This is a genomic window from Trichodesmium erythraeum IMS101 (genome assembly GCF_000014265.1).
In the GTDB taxonomy this organism is placed as follows: domain Bacteria; phylum Cyanobacteriota; class Cyanobacteriia; order Cyanobacteriales; family Microcoleaceae; genus Trichodesmium; species Trichodesmium erythraeum.
Genome location: NC_008312.1, coordinates 4,777,243 through 4,794,087 on the forward strand (window position 1 = coordinate 4,777,243; position 16,845 = coordinate 4,794,087).

A 16,845-nucleotide genomic window follows, 5' to 3' on the forward strand; every position below is an offset into this window, starting at 1 on the left:
CTTCTTTCCCCAATTTATTGAGCGGATACTAGTATTTATTTAGTAGCTACAATAATTCCACTAGGAGCCCAAAAATTACAGGGAATACGTTTTATTTTTGTAAATCCTGCATCTTTTAAACATTGCTCATGATCTTTCCAAGAGTAAATCATACCACCCTCATGAGGAATAGAAACAAAGTAAGATGAATCTAAGGCTCCCATCAAGGGTCCATCTTCATAATCATTACTCATCATGTTAAAAATAACAACAGAGCCACCGGGGTTAAGTGCTTCATAAGCTCGTCGTAATAAAATGGTATTTTTATCTAATGACCAAATTACTAAGACATGAATAAAGAGAAAACAATCTTGATTTTGAAGAAATTCATCTACAAAAATATTAGATTTAAATACTGTTATTCTGTCACTTAATTGGTTTTGTTCAATATTTTTTTGAGCAATTTTACAACTATCAGGAATATCCATCAATGTAATATTTACATCGGGAAAAGCTTTGGCTAAAGCTATTGAATTTGTTGCGTCTCCACCACCAACATCTACAATATTTTTGAAGTTAGAAAAGTCAACATTTTCAAATAGTAAAGGATTAACTAATTTTGACCATGAACCCATAAAGTTATAAAATACTTGGTCTAGTCCTGTATTTTGATGTAAACGATTATATAAATCTTCTCCTTTGCCTTCAAACCGACGTAAACCAACGTTTGTATTTTGACGTAAAGATTCTACATAATCTATACAACCACGATATACAATTTTTGCTTCAAAAAGAACTACATCATAAAATTCTTGCCAAGTTTTTTCCAGGAATAACATCTGAATTACTAGACTATTATGATATTTATTTTCAACTTTTATTAGTAATTTTAATCCTGTTAAAGCTAACAATAAAGCTTTAGTAGGATAATCTTCAAGTTTTAATTTTGTACTAATTTCTAGAGCTGATAAATCTCCTTGATTGAATAGTAATTCAAATACACCAAGTTCACAACCAGCATAAAGATTTTGAAATGCTAAGTGGCCATGTAATAGCAAGACTAAATCATCCATTTTTAAGGAGTCTTGATTACTATTAATTAACTGCAACGTTTGTAAATCTGTATGAACATTATGAGAAGAAATTTCTATCTTTTTCATCATCAAATTATCCTTGTTGATTTTGTTATTGGTAAATTAATTTTTTGTAAGCAATCAGCTATTAGCTGTCAGATATGAACAATAATAACCCTTTCTTTTATGCGACGCTTACGCAGTTACGACCCAGGAGGCTAGGTGATTAATTAATGCTTACGATTTTTTTAATCACTAAAATTTATAATTAGGAAACAAGTTCCTTTTTTAGTGCATATTGACTTGACAGTGATAAATATATACCAAATAGAACTATACTACAAAAGATACTATTTGCAATACTTAATTGTTCACTCAAGATACTCCAAGCTAAGATAGTACTTAGGACAGGATCAATTAACATGATTATAGCTACTAATCCTGATGATAAATAGTTTAAAGAATATGTTATCAATCCTTGACCAATAACTTGAGAACATAAAGCTAAAGCAATAACAGCTAACCATCCCTTCAATGAAATAGGAAAAAAATGATTATCTGTAACAATAAGAATAATTACTGTGACTAAAGTAGCAACTAAACAACACCAAAACATTAAAATTTTTGTAGTAAACTTGGTTAAAAGATGTTCCATAATTAGTAATTCTAATGCTGATAAAACTGCTGATATTACTGATAATAAATCTCCTTCTAGTTTAATCATTGAGTCTGAAAAATCGTTGAACCCTATTAAAATTGCTCCGGCGATCGCAATAATCATACCTGTTAAAAATTTAAGATCGAAAAACTTTTTGAAAAAAAGCCATCCTCCTAAAACAGTTAATAATGGGCGTAAACCATGAAGAATAGTAATAGAATTAGCTACACTGGTTTGAGATAGTGACCAAGCCCATAATAGATGAATACCAGCAAATAAACTTCCCATTAAAAGCAATAAACCAATCACTTTATAAGTATAAACATGATTGTCATCCGAGGAAGTATGAGCTGATGATTTTTGACTAATAGTATCGATAAAATTCCAGAGTCCAAATATAACAGTAGCTATCCAAAAACGATTAAATACAGTAGCTTTTGCACCAATTTCAGTAATACTTAATTTCACAAAAATAGGTCCAAAACTAATAGCAGTAATAGCAATTAAAAGTAAACTAAAACCAAAAATAACTGTCTTTTTTGACGATAAATAATTAATATCTTGTAATTTATTGTTCATTATTATTTACTTAGACAACATTATTTACTTAGACAACAGGCTAAATATGTCCATAATAATCACGATGAACAACAATAGAATAAGCATAATCTAATAAAGTACCCCAACTAAAAACGGGAAGATTAATTGCTTCTTGAATAGCTCTGGCAAAAGGTTGCATTCCCGAACATTCTAATAGCAAAACTCCTATCTGGGGATGTTTTTGTTTAAAATCAAGTGCAAATTGGGTTAATTGTTGCTCAATTTTTTCATAATCAGCATTTCTTTCTAGAGGATTAGAATTCATATAGAGTTCAGTCAATTCTGAACAATTATTATTTTCAAATATTCCTTCAATAATATAATTACTATTAGAAGTAATTCCTACTCCTTGTAAATGAGCATTAGTTATAATGGTTTTAGAAAAGACGATAATACCTACTACTTGATCTTGTCTAATTAATTGTTGTGCTAAAGGTACTTGTAATAAACTAGACATAAATACCGGAATCTGAACACAATTAGCTATTTCTGTCTGAAAATAAGCAAAATAACCACATTCTCCAGCGATCGCCCGACAACCAATTTTCTCCAGTTTTTGAGCTGCTATCTTAATAGGTAACAAGAAAGAAGATTTATCTTCTTGAAAAAGTAATTTTTTCCCATCTAAACCTTCAGCAATTTCATATTGAATAGGAAAAGGGTAAGCACTAGCATTGCGTGTATCACCAGGAAAACCAGGATATATTTCATCCAGAATAATAATACCTAAACCCATGCCATAACAGTGACGCGAAGGAGAACTTTTAATATTATTAATTCTGAGATTACGATTTTGATAAATCATATATAAACCTAAAATTATTGTAAGTTAAGGATTTAGATAGAATGAAATAGCCCTGCCTCTTTTAAGGGGATGAAAAAAATATTCAACTCAGTATTTCAAACCTTCAACTTTAGTTCGGAGGTACTGATAACTGATAACTAAAATTACCCCTATTCCCTCTTTTCTAAAGATGTCTAATAGCACCTATCTTTACTAATTTTTCTTTGTCATGTCAATTGTTCATTGTTTATATTATCAGCACCTCTCCATCTACCCTTCATAAACTGAGCTAACCAATAAGACTCAGTTGGTGATAGAGGTTGAGTAATAGGTCTATCGGGTGATGTGTGATAATGGTTAGGCAAAAATCCTCCTCTAGGTTTACCTGCTCCGACATTGCCCCACATAGTTTTAAAGGTAGAAGTATCAGGTAATTTTCGGCTATTAGAAGGAGAAAGCCAAACCCTTAATAAGAGACGATCGTAATCTCCTGACTCTATTTCCCAAGTAGATCGAGCATGATAAATAATATGATTATTAGCAATGAACCAGTCACCAGGTTCAAGTTTCATTGTAATGCCCACTTTTAACCCTATTTCTTCTAATAAATCTAAACCTTGCTTTTGTTTTTGAGTTAATCGTGGACAATCTGGAATTAATTGACTTAAAGCTACATAACCACTGGAATATTGAGTGGTAAATTTTCCTTCATAAATACACCATAGCGGGTAAGTTATCCAATTATTTTCTCCCTCGAAAAAAAAGGGAATTTCTTTAAATAATTCTTGGGCAATATCAGGATAATATTTAAGCATTTCATTGTAAATGGTAATAGCACTAGCTAAACGGTTTTCACCACCAATTCTTGCTTGTCGAACACATAATAAACTATTAAGATCGCAGCGATCTGTATGAAATTTAAAAGCATCATTAGACTGTTTATTCTCTTGAGAAGAATTCTTTGCTTCGGCTTTTATCTCAGTAATAAATTGATTTCTTTCTCTAATAGGTGAATCAAAATCTGAATTTGACTCTCTTATAGGTACTCCAATCTTTCTAGATAAGGCCAGATAAAGATCACTCAAATCTGTTTCTAAATATTTATGTACTGGTATTCCTTTTAAAAGGACAATTCCACTTCCAAATTCAAGTTCTTCGGAAATATCTTTAAAAGTTTTGAGGAGGCTATTACTTAAGTTGATATCCTTGTTTTTAGAAATTTGTGATTTTTTAAAAGCTGTTTCAATTTCTGCAATTTCTTGATTGGTAAATCTGTAATTCCAATATGTAGAATTAAATAATTCTTCACCCTTCCAAGCTGAAGGAATATTGAGTATTTCTATTGTTTTATTCATTATTTTTATATTTAATATTTCTTTTATTTCTCAGACAATTCACTGATTTTATCTACACCTAACCATCTTACTTGAAGATAACGATCTAACCAGTAAGACTCAGTTTTAGATAAAGGTTCACAAATAGCCTGATTTGGAGGTAGTTTATGATTAGGTAAAAAACCACCTCTAGGTTTACCGCCTTGGACATTTCCCCACATTTTTCTAAAAGTTGGCGTATCAGGCAATTCTCGACTATTAGAAGGAGAACAACAAACTCGGAACAAAAGACGATCGTAATCTCCTGACTCTATTTCCCAAGTAGATCGAGCATGATAAACAATGTGATTATTAACTATTAACCAATCACCAGGCTCTAATTTTATATTTATTTTAGATTTATTACCAATTATTTGTAATAAATCAAGACCTTTTTTATGTGTTTCAGTTAAAGGTAAAGCTCCAGATACTAATTGACTAAGAATTGGATAAGTGCTAGACAGTTGAGTAGTAAATTTATCTAAATGAATAAACCATATTGGATAATTAATCCAACCATCTTCCCCATCAAATAACCAAGGAACACCCTTACATAACTCCTGTGCAATTTCAGGATGAGATTGGATCATTTCATTATAGATATTAACAGCACTGGCAAAACTATTTTCTCCACCCACTTTTGCTTGTCTAACACAAAGTAAATTCAACAAGTCATAACGATCGGTATGAAGTTGATAATTGTCGTTTGACTGTTTACCATCTGAAGATGATTTTGACTCAGCTCTAATATAAGTAATAAATTGTGTTTTTTCTCTAAGAGGCGAATTAAAATTAGAATTTGATTGTCTAATCGGTAGTCCTATTTGTTGACATAAGAATAGGTAAAAATCAGCTACAGTTTCCTCGGAATATTTATGGACAGGAAAACCTTTTAACAGAACAATCCCCCGTCCATTTTCTAATTCTTCAGAAATACTTGCAAAAGTTTGTTTAAGTCGCTTAAAATTAAATTTTTGATTTTCAGAAAATTGGTAAATATTAATGCCGACTTCTATTTCTGCCACTTCTTCTTGAGTAAAACTATAATTCCAATATGGAGAATTAAGTAACTCTTGGGCTGTCCACGCTGCCGGAATGTTTAGTAATTTCATATTATTGACAAATGTAGTAGTTTTGTTTTTTGTTATATTAACTAAAATTACATTATCACATTTAGAGTGCAACAGTAATGAGATATAAACAACTAGGTGATAGTCAATTACAGGTATCAGAAATTTGTTTAGGTACCATGAATTATGGTAAACAAAATACCTTAGACGAAGCACAAAAATTACTAGATTATGCTTTTTCTCAAGGAATAAATTTTATTGATACTGCAGAAATGTATCCTGCTCCTACCTGTGCCAAAACTCTAGGTAAAACAGAAGAATATATTGGTAAATGGTTAAGTAAAAAACAACGAGACAAAGTTACTATCGCAACTAAGGTTTGTGGTAGACCAAATGAAACTTTATCTCTAAATTGGATTCGAGAAGGAAAAAGTTGTATCAATGATGTTAATGTTCAAAAAGCTATTGATGGTAGTCTTTCAAGATTACAAACTGACTACGTTGATTTGTACCAAATTCACTGGCCAGATCGTTATGTTCCTTTATTTGGTGCATCTGATTACAATCCTCGTTATGAAAGGGAAACAATACCAATTATTGAACAATTAGAAGTTTTTGCCGATCTAGTTAAAGCTGGAAAAATTCGTTATTTAGGTATAAGCAATGAAACTCCTTGGGGAGTATCTGAATTTTCTCATTTAGCACAACAATTAGGATTACCAAAAATTGTTTCGATTCAAAATGCTTATAATTTAACAAATCGAGTTTTTGAAATAAATCTAGCAGAAACTTGTCACTTTCATCGAGTTGGATTAATGGCTTATAGTACCTTAGCTTTTGGCTACTTATCAGGTAAATATTTGTCTAAAATTCCCAAAAACTCAAGATTAGATTTATTTCCTGGGTTTGATAGACGTTATCATAAACCTAATTTTGCCGAAGCAGTAAAAGCTTATGTAGATATTGCTCATCAATATGAGCTTACACCTGTTCAGTTAGCACTAGCTTTTGTTCGTTCTCGTTGGTTTGTTACTACTACTATTATTGGAGCATCAACAATAGAACAACTTCAGGAAAATATTTCCAGTATAGAAATAGAATTAGACTCAGATATATTAGCACAAATAGATCAAATTCATGCCCGTTATCCTAATCCAACTTCCTAATAATTCTCAGAGGGTGTCTATAAAATAAATCTTAAGAACTGCAGTAAGATTGATTATTGCTGGGTTACGGCAAATCACACCAAAATATTAAGTTTAACTATTACAGGACTTACGTAGAACCACTATATATGGTGCGAAAAATTATCATTCTCAAGATATTGCCACTACAATTAGTGCCGTTGCGTAAGTCCTGTATTAATCTGTGCCTAATTAACCATACACAAAGATTTAATATTTTATTTACACACTATTTCTCCATGAAATTGTACTTAGAGATAATAAAGATAAGAATATTTAGTTTATAGTCCTTTCACTCTAGATTGAGACAAGTGTTTCTTGTTATTAGAAAGTGTCTATAAAATAAACCTTAAGAACTACAGTAAAATTGATTATTGCTGAGTTACGGCAAATCATACCAAAATATGGTGGTCCTGTATATGTAGTGATAAGCCAATATAAATGATTATTTATTGACATTAATCTTGAAAACATTAAGTTTTTTATGCTTAATAATTCAAAATTTTTATCTAGGCTATCGCTACATAATAATCAGTTATCAAACTATCAAGAATTAAACTCAACTATCATGAAAAAAGTATGCTATTATCTATGACAGTAATAAGAAAAAATCTATATAATTCAGATGTCCATTCATAAATTAATCTGTCCTAGTTGTGGCAGTAATCATATTGTCAAAAATGGGAATATTCACAACAAAAAACAAAAATATCAATGTCAAAATTGTCTCTGACAATTTGTCGAAAATAGTCAAAGAGATTATATTAGTAATGAAACCAAAGAACTTATTGATAAATTAAAATAGAGAAAAAATTAGTTTAGCTGGTATAACCCGTGTAACAGGTGTGTCAGAAAAATGGCTCCAGAATTACGTCAATAATAAGTATGCTGAGGTTTCACACTCTATTAAATGTACTAAAAAAAAACAGGTAAACTCACCATTCAATGTGATGAAATGTGGTCATTTGTAGGCAATAAAAATAATAGAGTTGTTGGGAAATAAGGTAAAATAATTTCAGAAAAAATTTGCCATAAAAATGCTAAATATTGAACGAGCCTTAAAACAAGACAGATTACTCAGAGCATTAACACCCATTAAACCGTAAAGCATTTGAATCTTTGTTGGAGTCCTTTGGGCAAATGTATGAGCAAACATTGCACTCGCTCACCTCGTCAACGCTCTGTTGGAGGAGGTCTTTTGGCTCGTTTACGCACTCTACAAGACAAATTGTTTGACATTCTCTTCTACTTTAAATGTTACCCGACTTTTGACTTAGCTGGTATCTTGTTTGATATCGACCGTAGTCAAGCACATTATTGGGTTCATCGCTTACAAACTATGTTAGAAGCAGCCTTGGGAGAAAAAAAGGCGCGATGCATTGCGTCAAATTAACAGTGTCCAAGGATTCATAGAGCGTTTCCCTGGAGTAGAACGAGTGATAATGGATGGCACAGAACGGCCAGTACAAAGACCAACTCACTCTGAAAAACCAAAACTGAATTATTCAGGAAAAAAAAAGCGTCACACTCGCAAACATCTAGTAGCAGTTAATCAAAACAAGAAAGTGCTGGTATTGAGTCAGGCACGAGAAGGAAAGCTGCATGAAGTCGAAGTTCCATGACCAGGAAAAATTGATGGGAAATATACCTCTAGAGATTCCGATAGAAGTAGACAGTGGTTTCCAAGGTCTCCACGCATCAGTATGAAAATATCCGATGTCTTAAGGCCGTGTGCAGTTTGTTATACAGATTTTTGGTCAGCTTACGAGCTTGTCTTTCCTGAAGAGAGACATAAATCAGTGGGGAATATTCAGGTTTAACAGCTTATACAGAAAGATTGAATAATACTTTGCGTCAAAGAATTTCTCGGTTGGTCAGAAAGACTTTATCCTTTTCTAAAAAGCTTCGGTCTCATCTAGGAGATATTTGGTATTTCATTAATCATTATAATGAAGCGATCGCTTCACTGTAATTTTATCACTACATATACAGGACTACCCCAAAATATTAAGTTTAACTATTAATCTGTGCAAAACCCCAAGCCTAGACAAGAATTTAATATTTTATTTACAAAATACTCTCTTAAAGTATTTCTAGGCAAGCGAAAATATGTTAAGGTTACGAAGATATTATATCATATACAAGAAATTATCCTAAACAGTAGAAAAAATGGTCAATAGTTTTAATGAATGGTCTCCTTTAAAGGAAGTTATTGTGGGCTCTCCAGTTCATTATGATATTCAAGATTTAGAATTATCTTTCAAACTCTTTTTTCATGATGTTGTTTATTCCTCTTTTTATTATCCTTCATATTCAAGTAGTAGTACTCAAGAAAATCAAGATTCATCAAAATCTATAACTAAAAAATTAAATAAAAGATATTTGGAAGAATTAAATGAAGATGTTGAAGAATTGGTGACAACTTTACAACAATTAGGAGTTAAAGTACATCGTCCAATACCTTTAAATCAAACAATTCAATTTCAAACTCCCTATTGGAAAGCCGACTGTATTCCCGCTTTAAATGTTAGAGATCAGGCAATTATTTTTGGTAATGAAATATTAGAAACCCCTCCTCAAGTTAGAGCCAGATATTTTGAAAATGACTTGTTAAAACCAATTTTTTACCAATATTTTCATCAAGGGGCAAAATGGACAAATATGCCTAAGCCCATTATGACCGATAAGTCCTTTGATATTTCTTATGTCTCAGGAGATACGGATCCAGCCATACAAAAAGTTTATCATCAAAATGAGTCAAAATTTGATATTGGCTATGAGATGATGTTTGATGCGGCTCAATGTATCCGTTTTGGTAAAGATATTTTGATTAATGTATCTACTAAAAACCATTATTTAGCTTATGAATGGTTAAAACGTCATTTGGAAGGTAAATTTAACTTTCATCTGCTCTATCGCTTTGCTGATAATCATATTGATAGTATTATTCTACCTCTAAAACCTGGTACTCTTTTACTACGAAAACCAGAGTTTCTTGATAAATTACCCGATCCTTTACAAAAATGGGATATTATTTATCCTCCAGAGCCTAAAGAAAATATGTTTCCTCAATATGAAGACGAAGATTTAATCTTGACCACTAAATATATTGACTTAAATGTTTTATCGATTGATGAAAATACAATTATTGTTAATTCTCTATTTCCAGAATTAATTAAAACTTTAGAGCAACATGGTTTTACTGCTATTCCAGTGCGTCACCGTCATCGCCGTATTTTTGGCGGGGGTTTTCATTGTTTTACTCTTGATACAGTTAGAGAAGGTACTTTAGAGGATTATTTTAGTTAATTTTCTGAGTAATTGGAATTGCACGGTATTCCAGGTGAGATATAGCCAGAGGAGCAAGATGATTCCACTGGGTAGATTTAATTATTAATATCTGCACTTCTTATGCTTTGAATATGCTGTGCTTCAATATTGGGGAGCAAAATATTAACAATTAGGGTTTGATATTTTAGCTAGTTATGGGCAAGATACCTATACTTTTCTTTACTAAATATCAATAGTTTCAGTTTAGTTTTAGCTGTTAAAAGCTACAATAAATATAAAATCAATAGATTACTTTTATCAGTTTTTTATCTAAAATCATCAATTGTCGAATTTAATTATGTTACTTGGAATTTATTTTACTATAGCGTGCGCTTTTATAATTATTATATTAGCAGTATTGTTAACTCCTTTTCCACATTGGCCTACTTATTATACTATTTGGAAACATATCTTCTTCGATCCAGAGCCATCTATCAAATTTAGACATAGAAAAAGACAAGTTTTTTATTTACTTAACTATGCTTTAAAACTTCCTTTTGTCTCATTATGTTGGTGTCTTGATGAAATTTTATTCTCTCAATATCGGGAAATGAAATTGTCTACACCTATTTTTATAGTTGCTCAACCTCGTAGTGCCACAACATTTTTACATCGTACTTTAGCTTCAGATGAAAAAAAATTTTTCTCTATTTGTTTATTAGAATGGCGTTATCCTTCTATATTAATACAAAAATTTTTTCAAGCTACAGGCTATTTAGAAAAAATGAGTAAAGTCAGCTATTGGGGTAATAACAATGAAGCTAAATTAACTGAAAAAATGCACTATAGTTATCTTAATGATTATGAAGATGATGGTTTTTTGTATGAAGAATGTTTTTTCCATCAGTTTTATGTGATTAACCGTTTTCCTTATCCTAAATTAGTAGATAAACTCAATAATTTTCAGGAATTACCGAACAAAACTAAAGAAAAAATGCTAAAAGCACATTATCAAGTTATTCAAAAAATTCTTTATTTACGAGGTGGTAATTTAGTCTATGTTTCTAAAGATAATGAATGTTTGCAACGTTCGGAATTAATGAAAAAGCTTTATCCTGATGCTTTATTTATAACTATTACCAGAGAATCAGAAAAATTTATGAACTCTTATATTACTTTAATACATCAATCAGCTTATTCTAAATCTAGAGTAGATGTTAATAATATTTCTGAATGGATATCGATGCAAAGAAAAGTAAGGGTAGAAGCAGCAAGTCAAACAATTAATTTTTTTGAAAGCTTATCTGAAGAACAAAAACTGTGTTTTTCTTTTAATAATTTAACTGAAAATATTAAAGATTCTATTGAATTAGTTTATCGTAAATTAAATATTGATTTAACTGAAGCTCAAAGTGAATATTTGAAAAACTTAGATACTAAACAAAATTTAAGAGATTCTGCTTATAAAACAGGTTCAGATAAATTTGAGGAGTTTGCATTTTTCGATAAATTTGCAACTGAAACTGCTAGGAATCATAAAACATTACTTGAAAAATCAAAAAGAATTTAGCTATTAAGGATCTAAGAGCAATTATAAGAGCAATTAATAAATTGATAGAGAATTAAAAGTTACTATCAAAGTAAGCATCTTTAAATTTAAAATAAATTATTTATTATTTGCGCTCTAGGTGACTTCTTACAAATTAAATCTAGAGATATGAAAACGGAAACAACCAGACAAATTTTACAAAATTGGTGTGACAGTTGGGCAAAAGATGACATTGACGCAGTAATGAATAATCTTTCTGAAAATATTGTTTTTTATGCTCCTCAAAATGAGTATAACAAAGCAATTCCTTATTTGGGTGTCAAAGTTGGTCGTCAAGCTGTTATTGAAACCTTTAAAATTAGAGCTAAAACTACTCAATTATTAAACTATGAAATACTTGAGTTTATTGTAGAGGCAAATAAAGCTTGTATTATTTCTCGGACTAAAGAAATTTGTAAATCTACTCAAGCAATTTTTGAACTTGAAGATGCTCAATTTATTATCTTAGATGAAGAAGGTAAAATTTCTAGATGGAGTTTTTACTTCGACCCAAATCCAGAAATAGCTGCTTTTAAAGCTAATAATTAGTGTTTAATTATAAATTGATTTGTTTGAATTAATAGTGAATCAACTAAAAATACTTGAACCATTTACACTAGGAGATTTACAATTACCTAATCGAATTGTAATGGCACCTTTAACCAGAAGACGTGCTGATATTAATAATGCTCCTACCCCATTAAATGCCTTATATTATAGTCAAAGATCTTCTGCTGGTTTAATTATTAGTGAAGCTAGTCAAATTTCTCCCCAAGGTACAAGTTTACCAAAAACTCCCGGAATTTATAGCCAAAAGCAAATTGAAGGGTGGCAACTGGTCACAAAAGCCGTACACAATTCTGGTGGTAGAATTTTTATACAATTATGGCATGGTGGACGATGTTCCCATCCTTCTTTACAACCTAATGGAGAATTACCTGTTGCACCTAGCGCGAGGGCCCCGATAGAGGAAAAAGCCTTAACAGCACAGGAAAAAGAAGTCCCTTTTGTTAATCCAAGAAGTCTTTTAACCACAGAAATACCTGAAATTATTGCTCAATATCGTCAAGGAGCGATAAATGCTTTAGAAGCAGGTGCTGATGGTGTAGAAATTCATGGTGCAAATGGTTATTTACTAGATCAGTTTTTACAAGATAATAGTAATCAACGCACTGATAAATATGGTGGAAGTATCGAAAACCGTAGTCGTTTACTCTTAGAAGTAACTCAAGCAGTAACAGAAGTTTGGGGCTCGCAGCGTGTAGGAATACGTCTTTCTCCTAGTAGTACCTATCAAGATATGTATGATTCTAACCCAGAGGCTTTATTTAATTATATAGTAAGCAAAATCGATCAGTTTAATTTAGCTTATCTTCATATTGTTGAGCCTCGAATAAAAGGCAGTCACGATGATTTAACTGAAAAGAAATTACAACTTGGAGTTAAACATTTCCGCCCTTTATATAGTGGAAATTTAATGACAGCTGGAGGTTATACCCGCGATCTAGGAGAAGAGATAATTAGTCAAGGTTATACTGATTTAGTAGCTTATGGAAGGCTATTTATTGCTAATCCCGATCTACCTAAACGTTTTGCCTTAAATGCACCATTAAATCCTTATTATCGTCCTACTTTTACGGGAGGAAATGAGATAGGATATACTGATTATCCTTTTCTATCAATTGATACACTTGCCAAGAATATAATTTGATGTTGTGTGACAACAAAGTTATATCAAATCCGGTGTGCAATTCATTTCGGCTAAGTAAACTAAGGAGTTTACGTTCCTTCCCATGCTGATACTCCGTGACTCCATAGTCTCAGGATTCGGACACTAGCAATGTCAGTCTCTGGTGTGCATAGCCTAAAAGCAGAGTAATGGTAATGAGGTCCCAATCCTCTTTAGACTGAGGACTCAGGACTCAGAACGAGAGAAGATTACAAAGATTTAGTAATTATAAAAATTGGATAGTTTTTTATGCCCAATCAAGGGGATATGATATTAAATAATATATATATTAAAAGAGAGAAAAAATTCTCCTTGCCCCATAACTAAAAATCTATTACAATTACATAAATAAAGAGAATATCCTAATGATTTGGCAAACTTTGACTGGAGTGTTAGTCCTGTTTACATCAGGAATGCTATTTTGGATTTGGGAATTTAAAGATCCCTTACGTTCAATTACTTATCGGACTCAATTTCTTAAAGAATTTCTGGCAGCGATGATTTCAGCTGTTTATAGTATTATTCTAACTTACTTTTTTGTAGCTTTAGTAAAACTAACTATTTCTGCATCTCTGATGGATTTTATGGGATGGACAGGTTTATTATCTTTACCTTTATGGTTGAGACTATTAATTGCTTATTTATTAAAAGATTTTAGTTTTTATGTAACCCATTTGGTTAAACATAAAAATAATATACTCTGGTTAACTCATAACTGGCATCATTCTATAGATAGACTTTGGTGGTTAGCAGCACAAAGAGAAAGTTTAACTGATGTACTTCTTTTTAAAATAGGGTTTCTGAGTTTTCCTTTATTGGGTATTCCTCCAGAAATTATGATTTTTGTAGGTATTCATTACCTTATTCATGATAATTGGATTCATTTAAACGTAAAATGGCATTCGTGGATGAAATATATTGAGTGGTTTTATGTAACACCTCGTTTTCATGCTGTGCATCATACTGAAACAGGCTCTAACACTAAAAATTTAGGAGCATTATTTACTATTTTTGATCGAATTTTTGGTACTTATGTTAATCCTGAACAACTAACGGACAATCAAGTTCAATTTGCATCAGGAGAAAATGCCGTTGTAACAGTACGAAAAATTGTTGGAGTATAAATTAATTTTGAGAAAAAAAAATGATTACGCAAGTTATGATTGGCTGGTTGGCATTATTTATTACAGGTATTATTCTCTGGCTATTTTGGGAAAAGCAAGATCCTTTACGAGATATTAAATATGTCAATCGATTTATTCCTGAATTTGGGGCTGCATTAGTATCAATTTTCTTCACTATTATTATTGCTTATGCTTATTTTTATATTATCAAACTTGTGGTTCCGACATCAGTGACACAATGGTTAGGAGAAATAAAAATACTTTCTCTTCCCGTTTGGCTAAGATTAGTTCTTGCTTATTTAATCAAAGATTTTTGTTATTATGTCGCTCATTGGTGGATGCACCATAACAAATATTTATGGCAAACCCATCAATGGCATCATTCTATTCAACAACTATGGTGGTTGGCTGCTCAAAGAACAAGTTTTACCAGTCGTTTTTTATTTCAAATTGGATTTATTGCTTATCCACTTCTATCAATACCCCCTGAAGTAATGTTTTATGTTGGTTTATTTGGAGCTTTTCATGATAATTTGGTACATCTTAATATTAAATGGCATTCATGGATGGGAAAACTAGAGTGGCTATTTGTTACACCCCGCTATCATAGTTTACATCATACTGATATTGGTGCTAAAAATTTAGGAAGTTATTTTACTATCTTTGATCATATTTTTGGTACTTATATTGATCCAGAAACTCTTAATCCTGATGAACAGAAATTTGGTAGTGTAGATGAACCCATGACATGGCAAAAGTTTGTCGGTATTTAATATTATTCAGGACTTACGCAGAACCACTATATCTAGTAGGGGTTAAACCCTACATATGGTGTATATTTTCATATTTTGCGTAAGTCCTGTTATTATTATTTACTAAAAATTTAGAGTAGGTAAGATTTTTATGCACAAATAAAATAGGGTTGCTATAAAATGCTTTATTGGTCAGATGAAAAAAATACAGACTTAATAATTAATGATAACTTAAAAGATTTAGCTCGCCAAAATGGATGGCTTTTTGAAGTAGTTGAAAAATCTATGAGTCAAATTTTTCAACCTTCAAAAACTATTGAGGAGGATATTATTTATGCTATTCAAGATTGGGGTAAAATTCTCAATAATAAGAATGATAAAGAATTAAAAGATATTATAATTCCTAGAGAAAATAACTTTTATCATCTTTATTGTGTCACATCCTCTGAAATAGGAGAAACATTTAGGTGTACAATCCCAAATGCAACTATTTTAGAGCCTAATGGATTAGTTTTAACTTCTGATTTTGAAATAATCACTCAATCTGTAATGAGTGAAAAGTTAAAACTTGATTTTAATTTAGAAAAAATCAAAGAAGCTATTAATAATTCGGAGAAATTATTGGGAACTTATGTATCTCTTTTATCTGATTATAGTTTAAATTATGCACATTGGTTAATGGATGGTTTACCCAAACTTGCTTTACTAGAATCATTAAAACAAGAGCTAAAATTTATTATTCCTAAAAATTCACCTAGCTATATAATTGATTCTCTAAAATTATTAGGAATTAAAGAACAACAACTTATTAAGATTCAACATCCCTGTCTTGTAGTTGAAAAACTAATTCTTATTCATGGGGCACAAAAAAATGGTAGAGTATGTAAAAAATATATTTTAAAGATTAGAAATAAATTACTTCAGGCAATTAATGATAATAATAAACCAAATAAACTAATTTATATTTCTCGTTCTAATTATACTCGTAAAATTATTAATGAATCAGAAATATTACCAATTATAAAAAAATATAATTTTGAGATATTACGATGTGAAGAACTGAGTTTTAGAGAACAAATAAATATATTTTCACAAGCTCAAGTTCTTCTTGGTCCTCACGGTGCTGGAATTTATAATCAAATTTTTTGTAATAGAGGAGCAATTATTATTGAAATTTATAATAAACAGTATTGGAATCATTCATCACGAATAATCAGTAGTTTTTTAAACCATAATCATTGGCATATTTTTGGTGAAAATGTTGCTCAAGATTATCAAACTTATGTTGAACCATTAAAATTAGACAAAGTATTGTCTTATGCAATTAATGACTATATTTAATAGACTTCTTGTAGAAGTCAGGGAATAGAGAATAGGGAATGAAATTGTTATTTCATATCTTTAAATTAATTTAATGTAAGGATTCAGGTGAGATCGATTGTTTCGGTGGCTATAAGTCCCTAACTTCTAAAAATATTCACTCACTTGACTAATATAGCTTTCAACTAGCTTGTCACCCCGTGAGGTCATCGCGACATCCAGCATACAATACGTTATACAAAGTTAGCCTCTACACGATTTCTATGACTTTGGAATTGCTTTGTTGCACAAAGCAAGGAAAGATGGTAAAAATAACAGTGGGTAGCACAAAATCCTGCATT

The 16,845-nt window shown here is 31.0% G+C and carries 15 protein-coding genes and 2 pseudogenes; 12 read left to right on the plus strand and 5 right to left on the minus strand.

The genetic code is table 11. The features are described 5' to 3' along the window. Nucleotides 1-35: 35 nt before the first annotated feature. From TERY_RS14955 to TERY_RS14975, 5 genes are all read right to left on the minus strand, one after another. Nucleotides 36-1,142, minus strand: coding sequence for a methyltransferase (locus tag TERY_RS14955; RefSeq protein ID WP_011612601.1), 1,107 nt, complete (start codon nt 1,140-1,142; stop codon nt 36-38). A gap of 178 nt (nt 1,143-1,320) precedes the next feature. Next, a complete protein-coding gene (locus TERY_RS14960) occupies nt 1,321-2,289 on the minus strand; it encodes an EamA family transporter (protein WP_011612602.1) in 969 nt (322 codons plus the stop codon). Nucleotides 2,290-2,329: 40 nt separating this feature from the next. Beyond that, nucleotides 2,330-3,115, minus strand: coding sequence for an aspartate/glutamate racemase family protein (locus tag TERY_RS14965; protein ID WP_011612603.1), 786 nt, complete (start codon nt 3,113-3,115; stop codon nt 2,330-2,332). Nucleotides 3,116-3,321: 206 nt separating this feature from the next. Then, nucleotides 3,322-4,449, minus strand: a complete 1,128-nt coding sequence (locus TERY_RS25460) for a TauD/TfdA family dioxygenase (protein ID WP_011612604.1) — start codon at nt 4,447-4,449, stop codon at nt 3,322-3,324. A 23-nt stretch (nt 4,450-4,472) separates the two neighbouring features. Next, nucleotides 4,473-5,579, minus strand: a complete 1,107-nt coding sequence (locus TERY_RS14975) for a TauD/TfdA family dioxygenase (protein ID WP_011612605.1) — start codon at nt 5,577-5,579, stop codon at nt 4,473-4,475. 77 nt (nt 5,580-5,656) lie between these two features. On the opposite strand from TERY_RS14975, the gene TERY_RS14980 reads away from it, so the two are divergent. From TERY_RS14980 to TERY_RS15020, 12 genes and pseudogenes are all read left to right on the plus strand, one after another. Continuing rightward, a complete protein-coding gene (locus TERY_RS14980) occupies nt 5,657-6,703 on the plus strand; it encodes an aldo/keto reductase (RefSeq protein WP_011612606.1) in 1,047 nt (348 codons plus the stop codon). A gap of 643 nt (nt 6,704-7,346) precedes the next feature. Continuing rightward, nucleotides 7,347-7,709 (plus strand): annotated as a pseudogene (locus tag TERY_RS37055) (IS1 family transposase); the annotation flags it as partial. Nucleotides 7,710-7,865: 156 nt separating this feature from the next. Further along, on the plus strand, nt 7,866-8,114 hold the full coding sequence (locus TERY_RS25465) for a transposase family protein (RefSeq protein WP_011610837.1): 249 nt from the start codon (nt 7,866-7,868) through the stop codon (nt 8,112-8,114). After that, complete coding sequence (locus tag TERY_RS25470) at nt 8,101-8,343, plus strand: transposase family protein (RefSeq protein ID WP_052845812.1); 243 nt, start codon at nt 8,101-8,103, stop codon at nt 8,341-8,343. Before TERY_RS25465 ends, TERY_RS25470 begins: the two co-directional genes overlap by 14 nt. A 191-nt stretch (nt 8,344-8,534) precedes the next feature. Continuing rightward, nucleotides 8,535-8,693 (plus strand): annotated as a pseudogene (locus TERY_RS37060) (IS1 family transposase); the annotation flags it as partial. Nucleotides 8,694-8,890: 197 nt separating this feature from the next. Beyond that, nucleotides 8,891-10,030, plus strand: coding sequence for a glycine amidinotransferase (locus tag TERY_RS14990; RefSeq protein WP_011612608.1), 1,140 nt, complete (start codon nt 8,891-8,893; stop codon nt 10,028-10,030). Between the two features lie 571 nt (nt 10,031-10,601). Then, nucleotides 10,602-11,561: a sulfotransferase family protein gene (locus TERY_RS14995; RefSeq protein ID WP_213960331.1), complete on the plus strand. Its 960-nt coding sequence runs from the start codon at nt 10,602-10,604 to the stop codon at nt 11,559-11,561. A 147-nt stretch (nt 11,562-11,708) separates the two neighbouring features. Continuing rightward, the gene (locus TERY_RS15000; protein ID WP_011612610.1) at nt 11,709-12,128 is read left to right on the plus strand and encodes a nuclear transport factor 2 family protein; all 420 of its coding nucleotides are present in this window, start codon (nt 11,709-11,711) and stop codon (nt 12,126-12,128) included. A 19-nt stretch (nt 12,129-12,147) separates the two neighbouring features. Next, the gene (locus TERY_RS15005; RefSeq protein WP_370495562.1) at nt 12,148-13,290 is read left to right on the plus strand and encodes an alkene reductase; all 1,143 of its coding nucleotides are present in this window, start codon (nt 12,148-12,150) and stop codon (nt 13,288-13,290) included. A 383-nt stretch (nt 13,291-13,673) separates the two neighbouring features. After that, entirely contained in the window at nt 13,674-14,432 is a 759-nt protein-coding gene (locus TERY_RS15010; protein WP_011612612.1) for a sterol desaturase family protein, read from the plus strand. Between the two features lie 20 nt (nt 14,433-14,452). Next, nucleotides 14,453-15,205: a sterol desaturase family protein gene (locus TERY_RS15015; RefSeq protein WP_011612613.1), complete on the plus strand. Its 753-nt coding sequence runs from the start codon at nt 14,453-14,455 to the stop codon at nt 15,203-15,205. Between the two features lie 159 nt (nt 15,206-15,364). Continuing rightward, complete coding sequence (locus TERY_RS15020; protein ID WP_011612614.1) at nt 15,365-16,525, plus strand: glycosyltransferase 61 family protein; 1,161 nt, start codon at nt 15,365-15,367, stop codon at nt 16,523-16,525. Nucleotides 16,526-16,845: the final 320 nt, after the last annotated feature.

Coding starts and splice junctions, on each gene's coding strand:
- TERY_RS14955 (WP_011612601.1), bottom strand. CDS start 1,142: ATGATGAAAAAGATAGAAATTTCTTCTCATAATGTTCATACAGATTTA.
- TERY_RS14960 (WP_011612602.1), bottom strand. CDS start 2,289: ATGAACAATAAATTACAAGATATTAATTATTTATCGTCAAAAAAGACA.
- TERY_RS14965 (WP_011612603.1), bottom strand. CDS start 3,115: ATGATTTATCAAAATCGTAATCTCAGAATTAATAATATTAAAAGTTCT.
- TERY_RS25460 (WP_011612604.1), bottom strand. CDS start 4,449: ATGAATAAAACAATAGAAATACTCAATATTCCTTCAGCTTGGAAGGGT.
- TERY_RS14975 (WP_011612605.1), bottom strand. CDS start 5,579: ATGAAATTACTAAACATTCCGGCAGCGTGGACAGCCCAAGAGTTACTT.
- TERY_RS14980 (WP_011612606.1), top strand. CDS start 5,657: ATGAGATATAAACAACTAGGTGATAGTCAATTACAGGTATCAGAAATT.
- TERY_RS25465 (WP_011610837.1), top strand. CDS start 7,866: ATGAGCAAACATTGCACTCGCTCACCTCGTCAACGCTCTGTTGGAGGA.
- TERY_RS14990 (WP_011612608.1), top strand. CDS start 8,891: ATGGTCAATAGTTTTAATGAATGGTCTCCTTTAAAGGAAGTTATTGTG.
- TERY_RS14995 (WP_213960331.1), top strand. CDS start 10,602: ATGAAATTGTCTACACCTATTTTTATAGTTGCTCAACCTCGTAGTGCC.
- TERY_RS15000 (WP_011612610.1), top strand. CDS start 11,709: ATGAAAACGGAAACAACCAGACAAATTTTACAAAATTGGTGTGACAGT.
- TERY_RS15010 (WP_011612612.1), top strand. CDS start 13,674: ATGATTTGGCAAACTTTGACTGGAGTGTTAGTCCTGTTTACATCAGGA.
- TERY_RS15015 (WP_011612613.1), top strand. CDS start 14,453: ATGATTACGCAAGTTATGATTGGCTGGTTGGCATTATTTATTACAGGT.
- TERY_RS15020 (WP_011612614.1), top strand. CDS start 15,365: ATGCTTTATTGGTCAGATGAAAAAAATACAGACTTAATAATTAATGAT.